The sequence below is a fragment of the Sanguibacter sp. A247 genome, assembly GCF_052324925.1.
Lineage (GTDB): Bacteria > Actinomycetota > Actinomycetes > Actinomycetales > Cellulomonadaceae > Flavimobilis.
Genome location: NZ_JBQPRE010000001.1, coordinates 157,097 through 176,710, shown reverse-complemented (window position 1 = coordinate 176,710; position 19,614 = coordinate 157,097). Strand labels below are relative to the sequence as shown.

17 protein-coding genes and 3 tRNA genes are annotated in these 19,614 nt (G+C 69.6%); 9 read left to right on the top strand and 11 right to left on the bottom strand.

Features of this window, described 5'->3' with window-relative positions:
- Window positions 1-182: 182 nt before the first annotated feature.
- Window positions 183-265: transfer RNA gene (locus ACTVCO_RS00795), tRNA-Leu, on the bottom strand.
- 228 nt (window positions 266-493) lie between these two features.
- Here ACTVCO_RS00795 and ACTVCO_RS00790 point away from each other — a divergent pair.
- Genes ACTVCO_RS00790 through pknB form a run of 7 tightly spaced genes read left to right on the top strand, consistent with a single transcriptional unit; the run spans window position 494 to window position 9,911 of the window.
- Window positions 494-1,204, top strand: a complete 711-nt coding sequence (locus ACTVCO_RS00790) for an FhaA domain-containing protein (RefSeq protein WP_443726483.1) — start codon at window positions 494-496, stop codon at window positions 1,202-1,204.
- Between the two features lie 10 nt (window positions 1,205-1,214).
- Window positions 1,215-1,709 (top strand): FHA domain-containing protein FhaB/FipA, encoded by a 495-nt coding sequence (locus ACTVCO_RS00785; RefSeq protein WP_443726482.1) that lies wholly within the window; start codon window positions 1,215-1,217, stop codon window positions 1,707-1,709.
- Between the two features lie 5 nt (window positions 1,710-1,714).
- The gene (locus tag ACTVCO_RS00780) at window positions 1,715-3,094 is read left to right on the top strand and encodes a PP2C family protein-serine/threonine phosphatase (protein WP_443726481.1); all 1,380 of its coding nucleotides are present in this window, start codon (window positions 1,715-1,717) and stop codon (window positions 3,092-3,094) included.
- Between the two features lie 22 nt (window positions 3,095-3,116).
- A complete protein-coding gene (locus ACTVCO_RS00775) occupies window positions 3,117-4,589 on the top strand; it encodes an FtsW/RodA/SpoVE family cell cycle protein (protein ID WP_443726480.1) in 1,473 nt (490 codons plus the stop codon).
- Window positions 4,586-6,034: a peptidoglycan D,D-transpeptidase FtsI family protein gene (locus ACTVCO_RS00770; protein ID WP_443726479.1), complete on the top strand. Its 1,449-nt coding sequence runs from the start codon at window positions 4,586-4,588 to the stop codon at window positions 6,032-6,034. The genes ACTVCO_RS00775 and ACTVCO_RS00770 overlap by 4 nt, the downstream gene beginning before the upstream one ends.
- Window positions 6,031-7,809 (top strand): serine/threonine-protein kinase, encoded by a 1,779-nt coding sequence (locus tag ACTVCO_RS00765; protein WP_443726478.1) that lies wholly within the window; start codon window positions 6,031-6,033, stop codon window positions 7,807-7,809. The genes ACTVCO_RS00770 and ACTVCO_RS00765 overlap by 4 nt, the downstream gene beginning before the upstream one ends.
- Window positions 7,809-9,911 carry a Stk1 family PASTA domain-containing Ser/Thr kinase gene (pknB, locus tag ACTVCO_RS00760; RefSeq protein WP_443726477.1) on the top strand — a complete coding sequence of 701 codons (2,103 nt, stop codon included), beginning with the start codon at window positions 7,809-7,811 and terminating at the stop codon, window positions 9,909-9,911. Before ACTVCO_RS00765 ends, pknB begins: the two co-directional genes overlap by 1 nt.
- Before the next feature lie 101 nt (window positions 9,912-10,012).
- Here the strand turns inward: pknB and ACTVCO_RS00755 are convergent, their stop codons facing one another.
- Both ACTVCO_RS00755 and ACTVCO_RS00750 read right to left on the bottom strand, forming a co-directional pair.
- The gene (locus ACTVCO_RS00755; RefSeq protein WP_443726476.1) at window positions 10,013-10,636 is read right to left on the bottom strand and encodes an aminodeoxychorismate/anthranilate synthase component II; all 624 of its coding nucleotides are present in this window, start codon (window positions 10,634-10,636) and stop codon (window positions 10,013-10,015) included.
- 82 nt (window positions 10,637-10,718) lie between these two features.
- Window positions 10,719-11,456, bottom strand: a complete 738-nt coding sequence (locus ACTVCO_RS00750; RefSeq protein WP_443726475.1) for a DUF881 domain-containing protein — start codon at window positions 11,454-11,456, stop codon at window positions 10,719-10,721.
- Between the two features lie 111 nt (window positions 11,457-11,567).
- Here ACTVCO_RS00750 and ACTVCO_RS00745 point away from each other — a divergent pair, with 111 nt between their 5' ends.
- Window positions 11,568-11,912, top strand: a complete 345-nt coding sequence (locus tag ACTVCO_RS00745; RefSeq protein ID WP_443726474.1) for a cell division protein CrgA — start codon at window positions 11,568-11,570, stop codon at window positions 11,910-11,912.
- A gap of 189 nt (window positions 11,913-12,101) precedes the next feature.
- On the opposite strand, the gene ACTVCO_RS00740 is transcribed toward ACTVCO_RS00745, so the two are convergent.
- Window positions 12,102-13,055: a rhomboid family intramembrane serine protease gene (locus tag ACTVCO_RS00740; RefSeq protein ID WP_443726473.1), complete on the bottom strand. Its 954-nt coding sequence runs from the start codon at window positions 13,053-13,055 to the stop codon at window positions 12,102-12,104.
- 51 nt (window positions 13,056-13,106) lie between these two features.
- Window positions 13,107-13,646, bottom strand: a complete 540-nt coding sequence (locus tag ACTVCO_RS00735; protein WP_443726472.1) for a peptidylprolyl isomerase — start codon at window positions 13,644-13,646, stop codon at window positions 13,107-13,109.
- A gap of 117 nt (window positions 13,647-13,763) precedes the next feature.
- Between ACTVCO_RS00735 and ACTVCO_RS00730 the strand changes: the two genes are divergently transcribed.
- Window positions 13,764-14,873 (top strand): hypothetical protein, encoded by a 1,110-nt coding sequence (locus ACTVCO_RS00730; protein ID WP_443726471.1) that lies wholly within the window; start codon window positions 13,764-13,766, stop codon window positions 14,871-14,873.
- Window positions 14,874-14,998: 125 nt separating this feature from the next.
- Here ACTVCO_RS00730 and ACTVCO_RS00725 read toward each other — a convergent pair whose 3' ends face one another.
- The 6 genes from ACTVCO_RS00725 to gyrA all read right to left on the bottom strand — a co-directional run bounded on the left by ACTVCO_RS00725 (window position 14,999) and on the right by gyrA (window position 19,570).
- Window positions 14,999-15,763, bottom strand: coding sequence for an HAD-IIB family hydrolase (locus ACTVCO_RS00725; protein WP_443726470.1), 765 nt, complete (start codon window positions 15,761-15,763; stop codon window positions 14,999-15,001).
- 152 nt (window positions 15,764-15,915) lie between these two features.
- Window positions 15,916-15,991 (bottom strand) — tRNA-Ala (locus ACTVCO_RS00720).
- A gap of 10 nt (window positions 15,992-16,001) precedes the next feature.
- Window positions 16,002-16,121, bottom strand: a complete 120-nt coding sequence (locus ACTVCO_RS00715) for a DLW-39 family protein (protein WP_443726469.1) — start codon at window positions 16,119-16,121, stop codon at window positions 16,002-16,004.
- A gap of 28 nt (window positions 16,122-16,149) precedes the next feature.
- A tRNA-Ile gene (locus tag ACTVCO_RS00710) sits at window positions 16,150-16,223 on the bottom strand.
- A 105-nt stretch (window positions 16,224-16,328) separates the two neighbouring features.
- On the bottom strand, window positions 16,329-16,925 hold the full coding sequence (locus tag ACTVCO_RS00705; RefSeq protein ID WP_443726468.1) for a DUF3566 domain-containing protein: 597 nt from the start codon (window positions 16,923-16,925) through the stop codon (window positions 16,329-16,331).
- The gene (gyrA, locus tag ACTVCO_RS00700) at window positions 16,922-19,570 is read right to left on the bottom strand and encodes a DNA gyrase subunit A (RefSeq protein ID WP_443726467.1); all 2,649 of its coding nucleotides are present in this window, start codon (window positions 19,568-19,570) and stop codon (window positions 16,922-16,924) included. The genes ACTVCO_RS00705 and gyrA overlap by 4 nt, the downstream gene beginning before the upstream one ends.
- Window positions 19,571-19,614 lie beyond the last annotated feature (44 nt).

Genomic DNA, 19,614 nt, shown 5'->3' with positions numbered 1-19,614 from the left:
GCGTTCCCACAGCGGGGCGTGCCACGCGCCATTGCGCAGACCCTGAGACCTCGCTGTTCTCAACCCATCGGCGGCGAGAGCAATCCCATAAGGGGGCCTCCCGCTCGAATGCTGTTCACCCGGCGCGGCCCTCCGAACACGACGAAGGCCCGGATCGTCGATCCGGGCCTTCGTGTGATGCGTGCGTGAGGGGGGACTTGAACCCCCACGCCCTTGCGGGCACTGGCACCTGAAGCCAGCGCGTCTGCCATTCCGCCACTCACGCATGTGCTCTTGCGAGCCTCGAAAGGCTAGCACGGCTGGGGAGCAGCGCACGAATTCGCTGGAGGAGCCACGGCCACACGACGCCGAGGCACGCGATCCGCACACCGCGTCCACGTGTTAGCGCCCCGCATCGCGCCGTCCGCGGATACGATCAGGGAGCGTTCGCCGTGCTCGGCGACGTGGCCTGCGCGCCTCGAGCGCGCCACTTTGCTGAAGGGATGGAGGTGCCGTGGGCGTCCTGGACCGCTTTGAGAAGGGCGTTGAGAAGGTCGTCAGCTCGGCCTTCTCCCGCGCATTCCGTTCCGAGCTCAAGCCCGTCGAGCTCGCGAGCGCGTTGCGCCGCGAGGTCGATGACAAGGCGGCCGCGGTCGACCGTGATCGCACGGTCGTCCCCAACGAGTTCACGTTCGCGCTCGCGCCCGACGACTTCGACCGGATCGAGCAGTGGGGTGCCGAGACTCTCGCCGACGAGCTCGCGGCCAACGTCACGGACCACTCCTCCTCACAGGGGTACGCGTTCGTCGGCCCCGTGACGGTGACGTTCGAGGTCCACGACGACGTCGCCGCGGGCCGTTTCGATCTCACGTCACGCACCGTGCGTGGCGCGGTCGCACCTGCGTCCGCGAGTCCCAGCTCGCGCCACCCGCTCGTCGACATCGACGGCCAGCGCTACCTCCTCACCGGACCGGTCACGGTCATCGGGCGCGGTTCCGAGGCAGACATCGTCGTCGACGACCCCGGCGTGAGCCGCCGGCACCTCGAGATCCGCATCACGTCCGACGGCGTCGTCGCAACAGATCTCGGCTCGACCAACGGACTGTTCGTCGAAGGCCATCAGGTTCCCGCCGCCACGCTGCTCGACGGCAACTCCCTCACGATCGGCCGCACCAGGATCATGTTCTGGACAGGGACCTCCCCAGCCGACAACCAGGACCGGTGACGACACACTCATGAGCGAGCTGACGATCACCCTGCTCAGGCTGGGCTACCTGGCCGCGCTGTGGCTGTTCGTCCTCGTCGCCATCAGCGTGCTGCGTCGCGACATCTACGGGACGCGGGTCTCGACCCGGGCCACGGAGCACCGCACACGCCGCCCGACGACGTCGGCCAGGTCGGCCGAGAGCTCCGAGCCTCGGCCCCGGCAGACGGAGGCCCGCCCGACGCGCCTCGTCGTCACCGAGGGCAATCTTGCCGGCACGACGATCCCGCTGACGGAGTCGGCCATCCTTATCGGCCGCGCGGCCGCATGCACCCTCGTCCTCGACGACGACTACGCGTCCTCGCGCCATGCACGGATCTTCCCCCAGGGCGACCACTGGGTCGTCGAGGATCTCGGTTCGACGAACGGCACGTTCATCGGCCCGGAACGCCTCGCCGAGCCCCAGATCCTCCCGGTCGGCACCGCCGTGCGTATCGGTCAGAGCTTCCTCGAGCTGCAGAGGTGACCCCCGTGCCCATCGCATTGCGCTACGCCCTTCGCTCAGACGTCGGGCTCGTGCGATCGAACAACCAAGACTCCGGATTCGCCGGCCCGAACCTGCTCGTCGTCGCCGACGGCATGGGGGGCCACGCGGGCGGGGACGTCGCCTCATCGATCGCGGTGGCGACGTTTGCGCCCCTCAATGATGACTCGTTCGGCGCGGACGACGCGGTGACCGAGCTCGAGCGGGCGATCGACAACGCGCAGGAAGCGCTCGTCGCGAGGTCGACGGCCGAGCCGGAGCTCTCCGGCATGGGGACGACGATCACCGCGATCCTGCGTGCGGGCTCGATGCTCGCGATGGCCCACATGGGCGACTCCCGGGCCTACCTGCTGCGGGACGGCGAGCTCACGCAGGTGACGACCGACCACACGTTCGTCCAGCACCTCGTCGACACGGGCAAGATCACGCCCGAGGAGGCCGAGGTCCACCCTCAGCGCTCCGTCGTCATGCGGGTCCTGTGCGACTTCGGGCTCGGGCTGCGTCCCGATCTCTCCGTCCGCGAGGGACGGCCCGGCGACCGCTGGCTCCTGTGCTCGGACGGCCTCTCGGGCTACGTCTCTCACGACACGATGCGTTCGACGCTCGCTGACATCGACGATCCGGGTCTGTGCACCGAGCGGCTCGTCCAGCTCGCGCTGCGCGCGGGCGGCCCGGACAACATCACGTGCATCGTCGCCGACGTTCTCGCGACCGACGATCTTCCCGACGGGGTCACGCCCACGTCCGGGATCGAGGTCGCGGGAGCCGCAGCCGTCGAGCGGAACCTCCCGTCCGCCGCGGCTGAGAGCCCTGCCGCGAAGGCCGCCGCGCTCGTCGCGGCGACGGCAGCCGCGGCTGAGGACGAGGCGTCCGCCCCGGACGACGACGCGGCAGACGACGAGCTCGAGGCCAACACGTCCGCGATCCCCCAGCGTCGTCGTCGCACGCTCGCACGCATCGTGTGGACCCTCGTCATCGTTGCCGTGCTCGGCGGTGCCGGCTGGGGCGCCTATGCGTGGACGCAGACGCAGTACTACCTCGGGATCGACGGCGGCCGTGTCGCGATCTTCCGGGGCATCCCGCAGGACCTGGGCCCGCTACCTCTCTCGCACGTCGTCATGACGACCGAGACGCAGGTGGCCGACCTCGACCCGTTCAAGGCGGACCGCCTGCGCGCGACCATCCACCAGCCGTCGTTCGTCGCCGCGCACACGCACGCCCTGTCGCTCGCGGTCGAGGCAGTCTCGCCCACGCCACCCGCCGTCGCGCCCACCGTGACCCCGACGCTCGACCCGAGCGCGCCGGTCCAGCCGACGACGCCGGCGGCGACCACCACGACGGCGCCCACGTCCGGGGCAACCCAGTGACGCCCGCACCCAAGGTCGAGTGATGGCGACCGTCGAGCCCGGAACCCCGAGGACGGGTCGCGCGAGAGAGCTCGGGCTCCTCGTCGGCGCGGTCGTCCTCGGCATGGGTGCGTACGCGCAGGTCGAGCTGGCGATGCATGGGTCGTTGCCCGCCGACTTCTACGTGCGCACGGCCGGGCTCGTCGTTCTCGCCGCAGTGCTTCACGTGCTCGTCCGCAAGGTCGCGCCGTTCGCCGACCAGGTGATCCTCCCGATCGCGGTCGCGCTCAACGGGCTCGGCCTCGCGATGATCCACCGGCTCGACCTGGCTGACCAGGCGGCCGGGCGGAGCTCCGAGCTCGCGTCCAAGCAGCTCGGGATCACGGCCGTCGGCGTCCTTGCGGCCGCAGCGGTCCTCCTCGTCCTTCGTGACCACCGCAGGCTGCGCAAGCGCGCCTACGTGGCGATGGTGGCGGCGCTCGCGCTCATCGTGCTGCCGTTCGTGCCCGGGTTGGGGGTGTCGAACTACGGCGCGCGCATCTGGATCTCCCTCGCAGGGTTCTCGCTCCAGCCCGCAGAGCTCGCGAAGATCGCCCTGGCGATCTTCTTCGCCGGCTACCTCGTGACGAACCGCGACACGCTCGCGCTCGCCGGTCCGCGGGTCCTGGGCGTGCAGCTTCCTCGACCCCGGGATCTTGGTCCGATCATCGTCGTGTGGGCCGTGAGCCTCGCGATCCTCGTGCTCCAGCGCGACCTCGGCACGTCCCTGCTGCTCTTCGGGCTGTTCGTCGCGATGCTCTACGTCGCGACCGAGCGGATCTCGTGGATCGCGATCGGCATGGTGCTGTTCGCGGGCGGCGCGGCGCTCGCCGCGCAGACCTTCGGCCACGTCGCTGCGCGGTTCGACGTCTGGCTCAACCCCATGGATCCGGCGATCTACGACCGCGCGCCGGGTGGCTCCTACCAGCTCGTGCAAGGGCTGTTCGGTCTTGCCTCGGGCGGCCTCATGGGCGCGGGCTGGGGCCAGGGGAACCCGGAGCTCGTGACGTTCGCCGAGTCGGACTTCATCATCGCGGCCCTCGGTGAGGAGCTCGGGCTCACAGGCCTGCTCGCGATCATCATGCTGTACGTCGTCCTCGTGCAGCGCGGGTTCCGCACCGCCATCGGGGTACGCGACGGGTTCGGCAAGCTCCTCGCGTCGGGTCTGTCGTTCGTCATCGCGTGGCAGGTCTTCGTCGTCGTCGGGGGCATCACGCGGGTCATCCCGCTCACGGGCCTCACGACCCCCTTCCTCGCCTACGGCGGGTCCTCGCTCCTGGCGAACTGGATCATCGTTGCGCTCCTGCTGCGGATCTCGGACGCTGCGCGGCGTCCCGCGCCGCTTCCCGTGCGCGGCGGGGCCGCGCCCGTCATCCACGACGCGGACGACGAGCCCGACGACGCCGACGGCAAGCTCGAACCCACGGGCAGTGGGCCGACGACACCCGACTCGCACCCGACCGAGGTGATCTCGTGAACTCCGCGATCCGCCGTCTGTCGACCGTCGCCGTCGTCCTGCTGCTCGCCCTCATGGTCGCGGCCACGAACATCCAGGTACGCGAGGCTCCCTCGCTCAACGCGGACGGGCGCAACGTCCGGTCGATCTACCGCGAGTTCGGCGTCTCACGCGGGCCGATCATCGTCGGCGGTGACGCAGTCGTGTCGTCCGTCGAGTCCGACGACGCGTTCGGTTACCAGCGCACGTACACGGACGGGCCGCTGTTCTCGCACGTCACCGGGTACTTCTCGATCGTCTTCGGCCGCGACGGGATCGAGCGCGCCAAGAACGACGTGCTCAACGGCACCGCGGACTCGTTCTTCCTGCGTCGTCTCCAAGACCTCGTCACGGGTCACCAGCAGCGTGGTGGCTCGGTCGAGCTCACGCTCTCCCGCACGCTTCAGGAGACGGCGACCGCTGCGCTCGGCAAGCAGCGCGGTGCTGTCGTCGCGCTCGACGTCGAGACGGGGGCGATCCTCGCCATGGTCTCGACCCCGTCGTACGACCCGGCGGTCCTCGCCGGTCACCGGTCGAAGAAGGTCAACGAGGCGTATCAGGAGCTTCTCGCCGACGACGGCAACCCCCTGCGCAACCGCGCGATCGCGTCGCTCTACCCACCGGGATCGACGTTCAAGCTGCTCACGGCAGCCGCGGCCCTCGAGTCCGGCTCGTACCGCGCCGACACGATGATCCCGGCGCCGGACACGTTCACGCTCCCCCAGTCGTCGTCCGTCCTGCAGAACTTCGGCGGTTCGCGCTGCGCCGCCTCGGGCGAGCAGACGCTCGCGGACGCCCTGCGCATCTCGTGCAACACCGCGTTCGCCGAGCTCGGGCTCGCGGTCGGGCAGGATGCGTTGCGGACGACTGCTGAGGCGTTCGGCTTCACGCAGCGCATGGCCATCCCGCAGACGGTCGCGGTGTCGCGGTTCCCTGACGCGCTGACGCCGCCTGAGCTCGCTCTCAGCTCGATCGGTCAGATGGACGTGGCGGCGACGCCGCTCCAGATGGCGTCGGTCGCCCAGGCGATCGCCAACGGCGGCGAGCGGTTCGAGCCGTATCTCGTCGAGCGTGTCCGGGACGCCGACCTCGACATCGTGTCCGACGCCGAGCCCGTCAACCTTGGCCGCGCGGTGTCTCGGCAGACGGCCGACACCCTGACGGCGATGATGGTCGACGTCGTCGACTCGGGCACCGGCACGTCGGCCCGGATCGCGGGGACGAAGGTCGCGGGCAAGACGGGTACTGCGCAGACGACCAAGGAGGCTGCGCCTCACGCGTGGTTCGTAGGGTTCGCTCCCGCGGACAACCCGCGCATCGCGGTGGCGGTCGTCGTCGAGCACGGCGGGTCGATGGGTTCGGAGGCGACGGGCGGTGCGGTCGCCGCACCGATCGCCCGCAAGGTGCTGCAGGCAGGTCTGCGATGAGGCCGGGCGCGGGGCTCGTGCTCGGCGACCGGTACCGTCTCGTCCGCCAGATCGCCGTCGGCGGCATGGGCGAGGTGTGGGTCGCTCACGACCAGTCGCTCGCGCGCGACGTCGCGGCCAAGGTCCTCAAGGAGGAGTACGCGGGCAACGAGGACTTCCTCGAGCGGCTCCGCACCGAGGCGCGGAACGCCGCGGGTCTCAGCCACGAGAACATCGCCCAGCTCTTCGACTACGGCGAGCAGAACGGCTCGGGATATCTCATCCTCGAGCTCGTCGTCGGTGAGCCCATGAGCGATCTCCTCGAACGCGAGCCGGTGCTGCCGCTGCGACGCCTCCTGCCGATCCTGTCGCAGGCCGCGCGCGGCCTCCATGCGGCCCACGTGGGTGGCGTCGTCCACCGGGACGTCAAGCCGGGCAACATCCTGCTCGAGCACGGCTCGACGGTGAAGATCACCGACTTCGGGGTGTCGCTCGGAGCCAACCAGGTTCCGATGACCGCGACGGGCATGGTCATGGGCACGGCCCAGTACCTTTCGCCCGAGCAGGCCATCGGTCGGCCCGCGACGGGCGCGTCCGACATCTACGCGCTCGGCATCGTCGCGTACGAGTCCCTCGTCGGGCACCGGCCCTTCACGGGGGCGACCGCGGTCGACATCGCGGTCGCGCACGTCAACGAGGCGGTTCCACCGCTCCCGTCAACGATCCACAAGGGCCTCGGCACCCTCGTCATGCAGATGCTCGAGAAGGACCCTGAGAAGCGGCCGCGGTCGGCGGCCGCGCTTGCGCTGCGGATCGATGAGCTGGGTCGTCTTGCTGAGCTTGACCCGCTCGGCCACCTCACGGAGCGGGTCACGCGTCACGGGGTCTCGGGCTCCGGGGCCTCGGTCCCCTCGACGTCGTCAGCCTCCGCGCCGGCGGTGTCCGCGCCGGCGGCCGCCGTGCCACCGTCGCCCATGCCACCGTCGTTCGCTCCGCGGACGCGTCGTGAGCTGCACGCACGGCCGGCGGTCTCCGCGCCCGTGACGCCCGACGTGGCAAGCGGCGCGGTTGCGGGCGCGGCAGTGGCGCAGCCCTTCGTCGTCCCTGGGTCCGCAGCGACGCGCGCAGTGCTTCGCCGGCGTCCGGAGGCTCCGGCGCCACGCACCGCGATCGAGCTGCCGCCCGACGCCGAGCTCGCCCCGATGCGACGACGGAGCGCGCCGTCCGCGGGTGCTCCCGTCGCTCCTGCACCTCCTCCGCCGGCCCCTGCTGCGCCGTGGGCATCCGGGGCCGCGGCGCACCAGGCGACACGCCCGAGCACGCTGCGTCCGGCTTCTCCGACCGCCACGGCGGGTCTCGCCGTCCCGGCCGCACAGCCGATGCCTCGCCCCGCTCCCCCCGTTCCGCCGGTTCCCGGCGCACCCCCGGCTCTTCCTGGCTGGTCGCCCACAGGCACCACCTCACCGACCGTTCGTCGCGCGGCCTCAGGAATGCCTGTGCCCCCGCCTCCGCCGGCGCCGGCCAGTCCGCGCGGGGCGCGCCGACTGACGACGGGCCTGCGGTTCGGTAGTCTCTCGTGGCCGCTCGTCGGGCTCGTCGTCCTCGTGGGGGTCATTGTCATCGCGTCGATCCTCACGGGTGCGGCAGGACCAGCGGCTGCCGCTCTCCTCATCCCGTTGCCGGGACTGCTCCACGGTCCCGGCGGCACAACGCTGCGAACTGATGACAAGATTGCCGTGGCCGCGCAAGCGGCCCGGGGCCACAAGGTGGTCCCCCCGACGACGAAGGACGACTAGTGGATCACGAGGCACGCCGTATCCTTGCCGGACGCTACGAGGTTGGCGAGCTGATCGGCCGCGGCGGCATGGCCGAGGTTCACATCGGGCATGACGCTCGCCTGGGCCGCACGGTGGCGATCAAGATCCTCCGCTCCGACCTGGCACGCGACCCGTCCTTCCAGGCACGCTTCCGCCGCGAGGCGCAGTCGGCCGCAGCCCTCAACCACCCGGCGATCGTCGCGGTGTACGACACGGGCGAAGAGACGTACACAGAGGCGTCGGGCACCGTCCAGCACGTGCCGTTCATCGTCATGGAGTACGTCGAGGGTCACACGGTGCGCGACATCCTGCGCACAGGGCACGCGGTCCCCATCGATGAAGCGGTCGAGATCGCCTCCGGGGTGCTCTCGGCCCTCGAGTACTCCCACCACGCCGGGATCGTCCACCGCGACATCAAGCCCGCGAACGTCATGCTCACGCCGACGGGCGCGGTCAAGGTCATGGACTTCGGCATCGCGCGCGCCGTCGCGGACTCCGCTGCGACCATGACGCAGACGCAGGCGGTCATCGGGACCGCGCAGTACCTCTCGCCCGAGCAGGCGCGTGGCGAGTCCGTCGACGCGCGCTCGGACCTCTACTCGGCCGGGTGCCTGCTCTTCGAGCTCCTCACGGGGCGTCCGCCGTTCCAGGGTGACTCGCCGGTGGCCGTCGCCTACCAGCACGTCCAAGAGGCGCCGCCCCGACCGTCGAGCCTCGCCAGCGACATCCCCGAGACCCTCGACCGTGTCGTGCTCAAGTCGCTCGCGAAGTCGCGGGTCGACCGTTACGGCTCGGCTGCAGAGTTCCGCGCGGACCTCGAGGCCGCGATCCACGGCGGTCATGTCGAGGCCGCGGGCATCGCGACGGTCGCGGCGGCCGCTGCGGCGATCCCGTCGGTCGACGACTCCGCGACGCAGGTCTTCGGCGCCGCTGCGACGCAGGCCTTCCCGCAGCAGCCGCCCGCGGCGCCCGCGGGCAATGCCTGGGCGCCCACCGGAGCGGGCACTGGCGCGACGGGCTTCCCCGCACCGAGCTCCTCTCCGGTCACCGCGACGCAGGCGGTCGCGACGGCGCCTCCCGAGGACCGTCGTCGTCGGACGCTCATCTGGACTCTCGTGGCGATCGCGGTCGTCGCGGTCGTGGCGTTCCTCCTCATCACCCTGCTCGGCGGCGACAAGGAGCCCGACGTCAAGAACGTCGCGGTGCCGACCGTCGTCGGCAAGACGCGGGCCGAGGTGAAGTCGGAGTTCGACGCAGCCAAGCTCACGCTCGTGCAGCAGCTGGAGGAGTCGGTCGAGCCGCGCGACACGGCGCTGCGGTCCGAGCCGGGCGAGGGCACGTCCGTTCCCGAGGGCACGTCGGTGACGGTGTGGTTCTCCTCAGGCCCTGGCGCCACGGAGGTCCCTGACCTCGCCGGGCTCGACCAGACCCGGGCGACGCAGGCGCTCAAGGATGCGGGTCTCCTCGTCGACTCGACGAAGACCGAGCCGAGCGGGACGATCGAGCGCGACCGCGTGACGAAGTCCGACCCCGAGGCGGGCGAGGCAGTGAGCAAGGGCGACAAGATCGTCCTGTTCATCTCGAACGGCAACGTTGACGTCCCGGACTTCACCGAGATGAAGCGCAAGGACGTCGAGAAGTTCTTCAGCGAGAACCCGCGCGTGTCCGCGTCGTACGAGTCCGAGGAGTCGGCCGAGGCGAAGCCAGGCACCGTCCTCACGCAGGCTCCCGCGGCGGGTCAGGTCGTGCACGGCACGGTCATCGCGATCACGATCGCGCGTGAGCCCGAGCCCGAGGCCGTCGTCGTTCCCGCGAACCTCGTCGGGATGACGCGCGCCGAGGCTGAGCAGGCGCTCGCCGAGCGCAACCTCAAGGCTGACGTCATCGAGGAGCAGTCCTTCGAGCAGGTCGCTGGGACGGTGTTCCGCGCACCCACGGCTGGGACCGCCGCCGAAGAGGGCGACACGGTCGTCATCTACGTCTCGAAGGGCCCGGGCCCCCAGCCCGAGACCCCGACGACGGAGCCGACGGCCGACCCGACGACCGAGCCCACTGGCGACGAGGGCGACCAGAACGGCTGAGATGTGACCACATGACGCGAGCTTCCGACCTCACGGTCGGGAGCTCGCGTCATTGAACGGTGAGCGCGCGGACCTAGCCGCCCGGGCCTCGTTCCTGTCAGCTAGAGCCGCACGAGCGGCGCGAGTCCCGCGGAGCGTTCGACGGCGTCCTTGAGGCCGGCGAGGGCGAGCCAGTTGGCGAAGAGCCTGTGGCCGCCTTCGGTGAGGACCGACTCCGGGTGGAACTGCACCCCGTGCAGGGGCAGCTCGCGGTGCTGGAGCCCCATGATGATCCCGTTGGCTGTCCGCGCCGTGACCTCGAGCTCGTCGGGGATCGTCTCGGGGACGACGGCGAGGGAGTGGTAGCGCGTCGCTGTGAAGGGGTGCGGGAGGCCGTCGAGCACGCCCGCGTCGTCGTGCTCGACGAGGCTCGTGCGTCCGTGCATGAGTTCGGGCGCGTGCGTGACCGTTGCGCCGAACGCCTCGCCGAGGGCCTGGTGACCGAGGCACACGCCGAGCATGGGCAGGTGACGTGCGGCGCATGCGCGGATGACGTCGAGGCTTGCTCCTGCCTGGGCGGGGGTTCCCGGTCCGGGTGAGACAAGCACGCCGTCGTAGTCCCACGCGTCCGGTTCGGGGACGGCGTCGTTGCGGACGACGGTCGTCTCGGCTCCGAGCTGGTCGAGGTAGCCGACGATCGTGTAGACGAACGAGTCGTAGTTGTCGACGACGAGGATGCGCGTCACGGCGTCTCCTGGGTGGACGGGGTGGGTCGTGCTCCCATCATGCCGTGGCTCGGGCCGTGGGCGTGACGTGGTCCACGCTCGGTCACCCGAACGCATCGACGTCGTCGGGCAGGTACGCGTGCTCGAGGCTCGCGACCGTGCGCGCGGGGAGGTCGAGCGTGGCGGGCGTGCTCACGTCCCAGCCGAGGCCGACGGCGTCGACCCACTGTCGGTACGTCGCGATCTCGGGGGCCGCATCGAGCGCACTGAGGAGCGCTGCAGGGTCGCCGATCGCCTCGACGACGTAGGGCGGGGAGTAGACCCGGCCGTGCAGCGAGAGGACGTTGCCGACGCAGCGGAACGCGGTGGTCGTGAGGACCCGCTGGCCTTGGAGGGTCATGGCTTCGGCTCCACCGGCCCAGAGGGCGTTGATGACGGCCTCGAGGTCTTGCTGGTGGACGACGAGCGCGTCGGCGGGGAGCGTCGAGCCGGCGGGCTGGGGCGGGGCGTCGTCGAGGGCGACGCGCACGCCGGGGCCGGTGACCGCGATCGAGCCTGCGGCGACGGCGTCGCGCAGGTAGGCGGCTTCGTCGACGTCGGGCCCCGTCACAGGGACGACGCGCGCGAGTTGTTCGTCGAGTTCGTCGACGGTCTGCTCGATCTCGCGCACGCGGTCTTCTTCGACCTCGATGAGCTGCGCGAGGTTCTCGGGGTGGCGTTCGCCCTGGCTGCGGGCGAGCCGCGCCGAGGAGGTGAACAGGAGCCCGGCGAGCGCGAGCACGAGCATGACGACGACGGGGGCTCGCTGCAGGCGTCGTGCGGCGGCTTCTCCGCTCTTCATGAGTCTCGCCTCCGGGTGTGCGCGGGGCGTTGGGCCGCCCGGGCACTAGGCTATGCCGTGTCGCGGGACTGCTGGGTCCCGGTCCCACCGTCCAGACAGGAGCCTCGCGCCGTGTCCGATCCGAAGCCGTCCGAGAATGAGCCGTCCGCGGCAGCTGCCGAGAAGAAGGCTGTTGTCCCGCCCGCTGCGAAGAAGAAGGCTGCCTCGCTCGACAAGCAGCTCAAGCAGGAGGCTCGCGAGAAGGCACGCAAGGCCGGCGTCAACCCGCCGTGGCTCGTGCCGACCATGCTCGGCCTCATGATCTTCGGCCTCGTCTACGTCGTCGTCGCGTACCTGTCATCGATGCGCTGGCCGATCCCGTTCCAGGAGGCGTTCAACATCAACGGCAACTGGAACCTCGGTGTGGGCTTCGCCTTCCTCATTGCGGGCTTCGGTCTGACGACGCGCTGGCGGTAGGCGGGCCCTCTCTCACGCAGCCTGATCTCACGTCCCCGGCACCTCTGGGTGCCGGGGACGTTCTGCGTCCCGGCCCGTGACGGGCACGGTCGTGGACAGACTGTCCCCACCGGTGGACAACGCTGTGGATAACTACACCCTTGTAGTTCCACAGCTGTGAGTAACGCTGTGGAGAACCCGTGAGGCCCGTCAGACGACCGGAGTTTTCCACAGCTCGGAGTGCCGCGGATCCGCTGGCGCAGAGTCCGTGTATCCCGGCGGAGGCAGGAACATGTCCCCGACGGGCGTCCACTCCGGGACCGTCGCGAACCGCAGCGACACCGCCGCCACGAGCGCCACCGTTCCGACGATCGGCACGACGAACGCCCACAGGTGCCGGCGCTCGCGCGGAGCGTAGGCGAACGCGGCAGTGACGGCGGCCCCGACGACAAAGCCACCGAGGTGCGCCTCCCATGCAATCCGAGGGATGACGAAGCCGATGACGACGTTGAGGGCGATGACGACGTAGACCTGAGACGCATCCCGGCCGAAGCGACGCAGCACGACGACGAACGCGCCGAAGAGGCCGAAGACCGCGCCCGAGGCACCACGCACGGCCGTGTTCCACTCGGATGTCAGCGGGTCCGCGAGCCACACGACCGCCACTGAGCCGCCCAGGGCCGACAACAGATACAGGCTGAGGAAGCGGCCGCGCCCGAGGACGTGCTCAAGGGTCGGACCGACCGACCACAGGGCAATCATGTTGAAGGCGATGTGGGCGATCGAGTCAACATGGAGGAAGGTCGCCGTGAGGAGCCGCCAGGGCTCACGCGCGCCGAGCACAGGAGCCATCTCAAGAGGCCCCGTCCACTGAACGCCGAGTCTGCGCTGCAGAACGTAGCTGACGACGCAGATCGCGATGAGGACGATCGTGATGACGGGACGCTCGTCACCCGCGCGCGCGCCAAGGATGGTCCGGGTCACCGGCGCCCGGCGCGCCTGCTCAGCGACGCAGTCGACGCAGTGCACACCGACCGCCGCGGGACGCTGGCAGTCGATGCAGGCGGGACGGCCGCACCGCTGGCACATGACGTACGAAGGGCGGTCGGGGTGGCGCGGGCAGACGGGAGCCGCCGCACCCCCCGTCTGGACGTTGTCGCTCATGCGGGCATCCTGGGGTGTACGGCGGCTCTCGGAACGTGCAGGACGAGGAGGTCAGTCCTCGAGGCTCACGCTGTTGATCGTGATGTCCTCGACCGGTCGGTCACCCGGGCGGGTGCGCGTTGCCGCGATCGCGTCGACGACCTTGCGAGAGGCGTCGTCGGCAACCTCACCGAAGATCGTGTGCTTGCCCGTGAGCCACGGCGTCGGGTCGACGGAGATGAAGAACTGCGAGCCGTTCGTCCCCTCAGGCTTGCCCGTGAGCGGGTTGCGACGCGTGCCGGCGTTCGCCATGGCGAGCAGGTACGGCTTGGAGAAGTCGAGCTCGGGGTGAATCTCGTCGTCGAACTTGTAGCCGGGGTCGCCCGTGCCAGTCCCGAGCGGGCAGCCGCCCTGGATCATGAAGCCGGGAATGACGCGGTGGAAGATGAGGCCGTCGTAGAACGGCTCGTTCGACGGAGAGCCCGTCGTCGGGTTCGTCCAGGTCTTCGAACCGGTCGCAAGTCCGGTGAAGTTCTCGACGGTCTTTGGCGCGTGGTTCGGGAACAGCTCGACGCGGATGTCGCCCGCGGAGGTGTGCAGGGTTGCGAACATGGGCTCATCCTCCCACGAAACCGGCGCCGGACGGGAGTCCTGAGCCGTCGCGGTGAGACCCCGAACGGTGGCACAGTAGGACCAGCACACCTTGTCACCGCAATCACAGGAGGCACCATGCTCGGCGGCATCCGCAACCAAGCCAAGGAGACCCTTGACGGGATTGACTCCGAGAGGGTCAAGGAGCAGGCGGCCTCAGCCGCCGCTGCAGTAGGTGACGCGGCCGAGCAGGCAGCGCACGTCGCGGGAGTTCTCGCCGAGCGGGCCAAGGTCGCGGCGCAGGACGCCGTCGTGTGGAGCGCCCCGCGTCTCGAGGCATTCAAGGAATGGCTCACGCCCCGCATCGAGAAGGTGTGGGACGAGACGGTCCAGGCGGCCGCCCCACGCGTCGAGGCGGCGGCCGTGAAGGCTCGCCCAGCTCTCGACACGGCCCACGACAAGGTCGTGGACGAGTACCTGCCCCGTCTCGTGCAGGCGTTCAACGCTGCTGCAGCGACCGCAGCCGAGAAGTCTGGTGCGGCAGCAGCGTCGACCGCTGACCTTCTCGCTCGGGTCGCCGACGACGCGACCGACGGCGGGATCGTCGAGAAGCTCGCGTCGAAGGCTCAGGACGCGGCCGGGCACGGCTCGGACTCGCTCTCCGGCGCAGCGGCGAACCTTGCGGCGAAGGCCGAGAAGTCGTCGGGCAAGGGCAAGGCGTTCTGGTGGGTCGCGGGGACCGCAGCTGCCGCCGGTGGCGCGTACGTCGTGTGGAAGAAGTCCCAGCCCGAGGTCGACCCGTGGGCCGAGCCGTGGGAGAAGGTCGACACCTCGGTCTTCGCTGACGCGCTCGACGACGCCTCGGCCGAGGCTGAGGCGTCTGCGTCGAAGCCCGGCGCGGCAGAGACCGCCACGAGCCCCGCGAGCTCGGGCGGAGAGGTCGCTGCGACGGTCGCTGCTGCTGCGGCGTCAAACCCCAAGGCCGACGACGACGCGGTCGAGGCCGTGGCCGAGACGGTCGAGGCGGTCACGCCGCCGGTCAGCACCAAGCCGGCCGCCCCGGCTGCCGCTGACACCGCAGCCGACGACGCGGCGGCACCCGCGACTGCCGAGGCACCACGGTCCGGCGGCACTGCGAAGCGGGCCGAGTCGGCCAAGGCCAGCGACGCTGGCGCGGAGAATACCGAGACGCCCAAGCCGCGCGCCCCACGCAAGGCGACACCCAAGCCGCCTGCACCTGACGCGTGAGCACACCCTGAAGAACGACGATGGCCGCCCCGAGGGGCGGCCATCGTCGCGTGTGGCGCCGACATGCTCTGTTCAGCACCCGACGGGGTCTTCAGTCTGCCGGGTCGCTCAGCCTGCCGGGACGCTCAGCCCTGCGGGAGGCTGGGGATGAGCTCGGTGAGGAACTCGGCGGTGTCCTCCCAACCCTCGACAGCGTGGCAGCGCACGCCCATGTCGAGGACGGGCCGGTCGTTCCCGCCCTCGTCGAGACGGTCACCGACGAAGAGCATGTCGTCGAGCGGCACGGCGGCAAGCGTCTCGAGGCGCGCCATGCCGTACGCCTTGTCGATGCCCTTGCGGGTGATGTCGACGGAGGTCGAGCCGCCTGAGCGAACCTCGAGATCGGGGACGAGCGCGGCGACAGCGTCAGCGAGGGTGGCCTTGCGTGTGCCGTCCGGATCCCACGCCGCCTTGGCCGCCACGGGTGCGGCCTGGCCGAGCGCCGAGAACGTGATCTGCGAGTCACGGTCCTCGAGGATCGGTCCCCAGGTCTCGGACTCCCACAGGCCGAGGCGGCGAGACTCGCCCTCGACGGCCGTCAGAGCGCGCTGCTTCTCGTCGTCGGTGAGGTTCTCGGCGTACTCCTGGTGCCACTCCCCCTCCCGGTGCCGCCAGTACTGCGTGCCGCACGTCGGCATGAGGTGGAGGCGCTCGAGGAGTGCGGGGTCGACGTCGCCGAGGCGCTCGAGGACCTGCATACGGAACTGGGCGATCTGACCGCCCGAGATGATGCATACGGGAACGCGCTCGAGCAGTGCGAGCAGGAGCTCGACCATGCGGGTGTCGAGAGGAGACTTCGACGGCGCGAGGGTGTCGTCGAGGTCGAAGGCGACGAGGCGAGGCGTAGGCACGTGCTGCTCCTAAGGATGTGCGTGTCAGATCCCGGTCAGCCTACCCAGCGCGGGGGGACAGCGGCCCCAGGCTTCCGCGTCCGTCGACGCACACAGCCGTCAACGCACGAAGCCTTGTTCCGCAGCTGCGGAACAAGGCTTCGTCTGTTGTGTGGTGGAGCCAGGGGGACTCGAACCCCCAACCCCCTGCTTGCAAAGCAGGTGCGCTACCAATTGCGCCATGGCCCCGTGGAGCGCCTCACTCGAAGGTGTCGGCGACCTCTGCCCAAAGATCTCTGCCCGCTGTCTCTTCCGAGTACTTCCGCCAGGCGTAGTACCCGACCGTCGCAACCACGGCGACGAGAAGAAGCTTCTTCATTGGACAACCTCCTTGAGGGGTACTTCCGTGGGCCCAGGAGGACTTGAACCTCCGACCTCTTCGTTATCAGCGAAGCGCTCTAACCGCCTGAGCTATGGGCCCGTCACCGCACGCTGCGGGTTTCCCCGCGACGGCAGCGCACCGAGACTACCCCAGCAACAGCCCTCGTTCCAAAACGAGGTGCCGGGCCGTCCCGTGATGTGTCTCTCAGTCGTCCGTGAGCGTCATGTGCACGCCGCCCACGAGGGCCGCGACGACGTTGTAGAGGAACGCTCCGATCGTCGTGAGGGCCGTGAGAAGCACCACATCGATGACCGCGATGACCATGGCCATCGAGACGACACGGTCGCGTTCGACGTACTGGAGGATGTCGAGCTCGGACTCGGTTCCGACGATCTTCCGGATGGTCTCGTCGATCGACGTGAAGACGCCGAGGTCGTTGAGCGCGTACCAGAACACGAATGCCGCGACGACGATCATGATGCCGACAGCGATCGAGAGCAGGAACGACATCTTCATGACCGACCACGGGTCGATCCGCGACAGCGTGAGCCGCACCTTGCGCGGCGCATAGTCGATCTCGTCGTCGGTGATCTCGGCGTCGGCGTCACGGGCCGCGCGCGCGGTGGCCGCCGTGCTGGCCGGAGCGCTCGTCCCGCCCGCGCCCGTCCCTGCAGGCCACGCCTGAGCAGGCTCGGCCGACTGAGGCGCTGGAACGGGCTTCGTCTCCTTGACCGCATCGGGGCGTGGCGACGGGGTCTTCGGTGTGATCGCCGGCGGTGTGGCGTCCTGCTTCTCGGTCACGCTCGGTCCTCCTCGGTGCCCGTCACGTCGGTCTCCTCGACGTCGGTTGTCCCAGTCTGCCCCGCATCATCCGTCACGGCGTCCTCCTCAGGGGTGACGATCCGGTCCTCGGACGGCGCCGCGTCGTCTTCCTCGACCGAGGACTCCTCGTTGCGGGCCACGGCGATGATGCGGTCGTTCTTGTCGGGCTTGGCGAAGATCACGCCCTGCGACGTGCGCCCGGTCGGGTTGATGCCGCTCACGGCCGATCGCACAATCTTGCCGCGTTCCATGATGACAAGCACCTCGTCCTCCTCGTCGACGACGAGGGCTCCGACCAGGTCACCGTTGCGCTCAGGCAGGTTGGCGACGCGGATGCCAAGGCCACCGCGCCCCTGGAGGCGGTAGTTGTCGACCGTCAGCTGGGTGCGCTTGGCGATCCCACCTTCGGTCACGGTGAAGAGGAACGCGTCGTCACGGACGACGTCCATGGCGAGCAGGTCGTCGTCGTCACGGAACTTCATGCCCGTGACGCCCGAGGTCGAGCGGCCCATGGGGCGGACCTGCTCGTCGTTCGCGGTGAAGCGGATCGACTGACCCTTGCGGCTCACGAGGATGACGTCGTCGACGGACTCGACGATACGTGCCGAGACGAGCTCGTCGGCCTTGCCCTCGTCGTCCTCTCGCAGGTTGATCGCGATGAGGCCCGCGGTGCGGTTCGTGTCGTACTCCGACAGGCGGGTCTTCTTGACGAGCCCGCGGCGCGTGGCGAGCACGAGGTACTCCGCGTCCTCGTACGTGCGCAACGCGAGGACCTGGGCGATGCGTTCGTCGGGCTGGAACGCGAGGAGGTTCGCGACGTGCTGGCCCTTGGCGTCGCGGCCGCCCTCGGGCAGCTCGTACGCCTTGGCCCGGTAGACGCGGCCGAAGTTCGTGAAGAACAGCAGCCAGTTGTGCGTCGAGGTGACGAAGAAGTGGTCGACGATGTCGTCCTCGCGCAGCTGCGCCCCGCGCACCCCCTTGCCGCCACGCTTCTGAGCACGGTAGTTGTCGGTGCGCGTGCGCTTGACGTAGCCGCCGCGCGTGATCGTCACGACCATCTCTTCCTCGGCGATGAGGTCTTCCATCGAGACCTCGCCGTCGAAGGGGAGGATCGTCGTGCGTCGCTCGTCACCGAACTTGCCGACCGTCTCGTTGAGCTCGTCGCCCACGATCTGACGCTGACGCGTCTCGCTCACGAGGATCTCGTTGTAGTCGGCGATCCGCGTCATGAGGTCGGCGTGCTCGTCCGTGATCTTCTGACGCTCCATCGCGGCGAGCGCGCGCAGCTGAAGAGCAAGGATCGCGCGTGCCTGGACCTCGTCGACGTCGAGAAGAGCCATGAGCCCGTCGCGTGCCACCTCGACGGTCGACGACGCGCGGATGAGGGCGATGACCTCGTCGAGCATGTCGAGAGCCTTGAGGTAGGCCGTGAGGATGTGAGCGCGTTCTTCGGCCTCACGCAGGAGGAAGGCCGTCCGGCGCACGATGACGTCCATCTGGTGCGTCGTCCAGTGACGGATGAACGCGTCGAGCGACAGCGTGCGCGGCACGCCGTCGACGAGCGCGATCATGTTGGCACCGAATGTGTCCTGCAGCTGCGTGTGCTTGTAGAGGTTGTTGAGCACGACCTTGGCGACGGCGTCACGCTTGAGCACGACGACGAGGCGCTGGCCCGTGCGGCCGGAGGTCTCGTCGCGGAGGTCGGCGATCCCGCCGATGCGACCATCCTTGACGAGGTCGGCGATCTTGGCTGCGAGGTTGTCGGGGTTGACCTGGTAGGGCAGCTCCGTGACGACGAGGCACGTCCGGCCCTGGATCTCCTCGACGTTGACGACCGCGCGCATCGTGATGGAGCCACGGCCCGTGCGGTACATGTCGTCGATCCCGCGGCGGCCGAGGATCGAGGCGCCCGTCGGGAAGTCGGGGCCCTTGATCTCACCGATGAGTGCTTCAAGAAGCTCTTCGCGGCTCGCCTCGGGGTGGGCGAGGTGCCAGCGGACACCGTCGGCGACCTCGCGCATGTTGTGCGGCGGGATGTTCGTCGCCATACCGACGGCGATGCCGGCCGAGCCGTTGACGAGAAGGTTGGGGAAACGCGACGGAAGAACGACGGGCTCGCGCGTGCGGCCGTCGTAGTTGTCCTGGAAGTCGACGGTCTCCTTGTCGATGTCCCGGACCATCTCCATCGCGAGCGGCGCCATGCGGCACTCGGTGTAACGGGGGGCGGCGGCCGGATCGTTGCCGGGGGAGCCGAAATTCCCCTGGCCGGAGATGAGCGGGTAGCGCAGGGACCAGTCCTGCACGAGGCGGACCATGGCGTCGTAGATCGCCGTGTCACCGTGCGGGTGGTACTTGCCCATGACGTCGCCGACGACGCGGGTGCACTTGGAGAATGCGCGGTCGGGGCGGTAGCCGCCGTCGTACATCGCGTAGAGCACCCGCCTGTGGACGGGCTTGAGCCCGTCGCGCACGTCGGGCAGTGCGCGGGAGACGATGACGCTCATCGCATAGTCGAGGAACGACTTCTGCATCTCCTGCTGGAGGTCGACCTGGTCGATCCGTCCGTGGTTGACGACGTCGTAGTTGTCGCTCGTCGTCCCGTTCTCGGGGGTGTTCTCGCTCACCGTCTCGTTCCTTCACTCGGCGCTGGGCCGGTCCTGCGGGATGT

Excerpts from the sequence above, each read along its gene's own strand:
- ACTVCO_RS00765 (WP_443726478.1), top strand. The coding sequence starts at position 6,031 with ATGAGGCCGGGCGCGGGGCTCGTGCTCGGCGACCGGTACCGTCTCGTC.
- ACTVCO_RS00715 (WP_443726469.1), bottom strand. The coding sequence starts at position 16,121 with ATGAAGAAGCTTCTTCTCGTCGCCGTGGTTGCGACGGTCGGGTACTAC.
- ACTVCO_RS00785 (WP_443726482.1), top strand. The coding sequence starts at position 1,215 with ATGAGCGAGCTGACGATCACCCTGCTCAGGCTGGGCTACCTGGCCGCG.
- ACTVCO_RS00735 (WP_443726472.1), bottom strand. The coding sequence starts at position 13,646 with ATGTTCGCAACCCTGCACACCTCCGCGGGCGACATCCGCGTCGAGCTG.
- ACTVCO_RS00740 (WP_443726473.1), bottom strand. The coding sequence starts at position 13,055 with ATGAGCGACAACGTCCAGACGGGGGGTGCGGCGGCTCCCGTCTGCCCG.
- ACTVCO_RS00730 (WP_443726471.1), top strand. The coding sequence starts at position 13,764 with ATGCTCGGCGGCATCCGCAACCAAGCCAAGGAGACCCTTGACGGGATT.
- ACTVCO_RS00750 (WP_443726475.1), bottom strand. The coding sequence starts at position 11,456 with ATGAAGAGCGGAGAAGCCGCCGCACGACGCCTGCAGCGAGCCCCCGTC.
- ACTVCO_RS00775 (WP_443726480.1), top strand. The coding sequence starts at position 3,117 with ATGGCGACCGTCGAGCCCGGAACCCCGAGGACGGGTCGCGCGAGAGAG.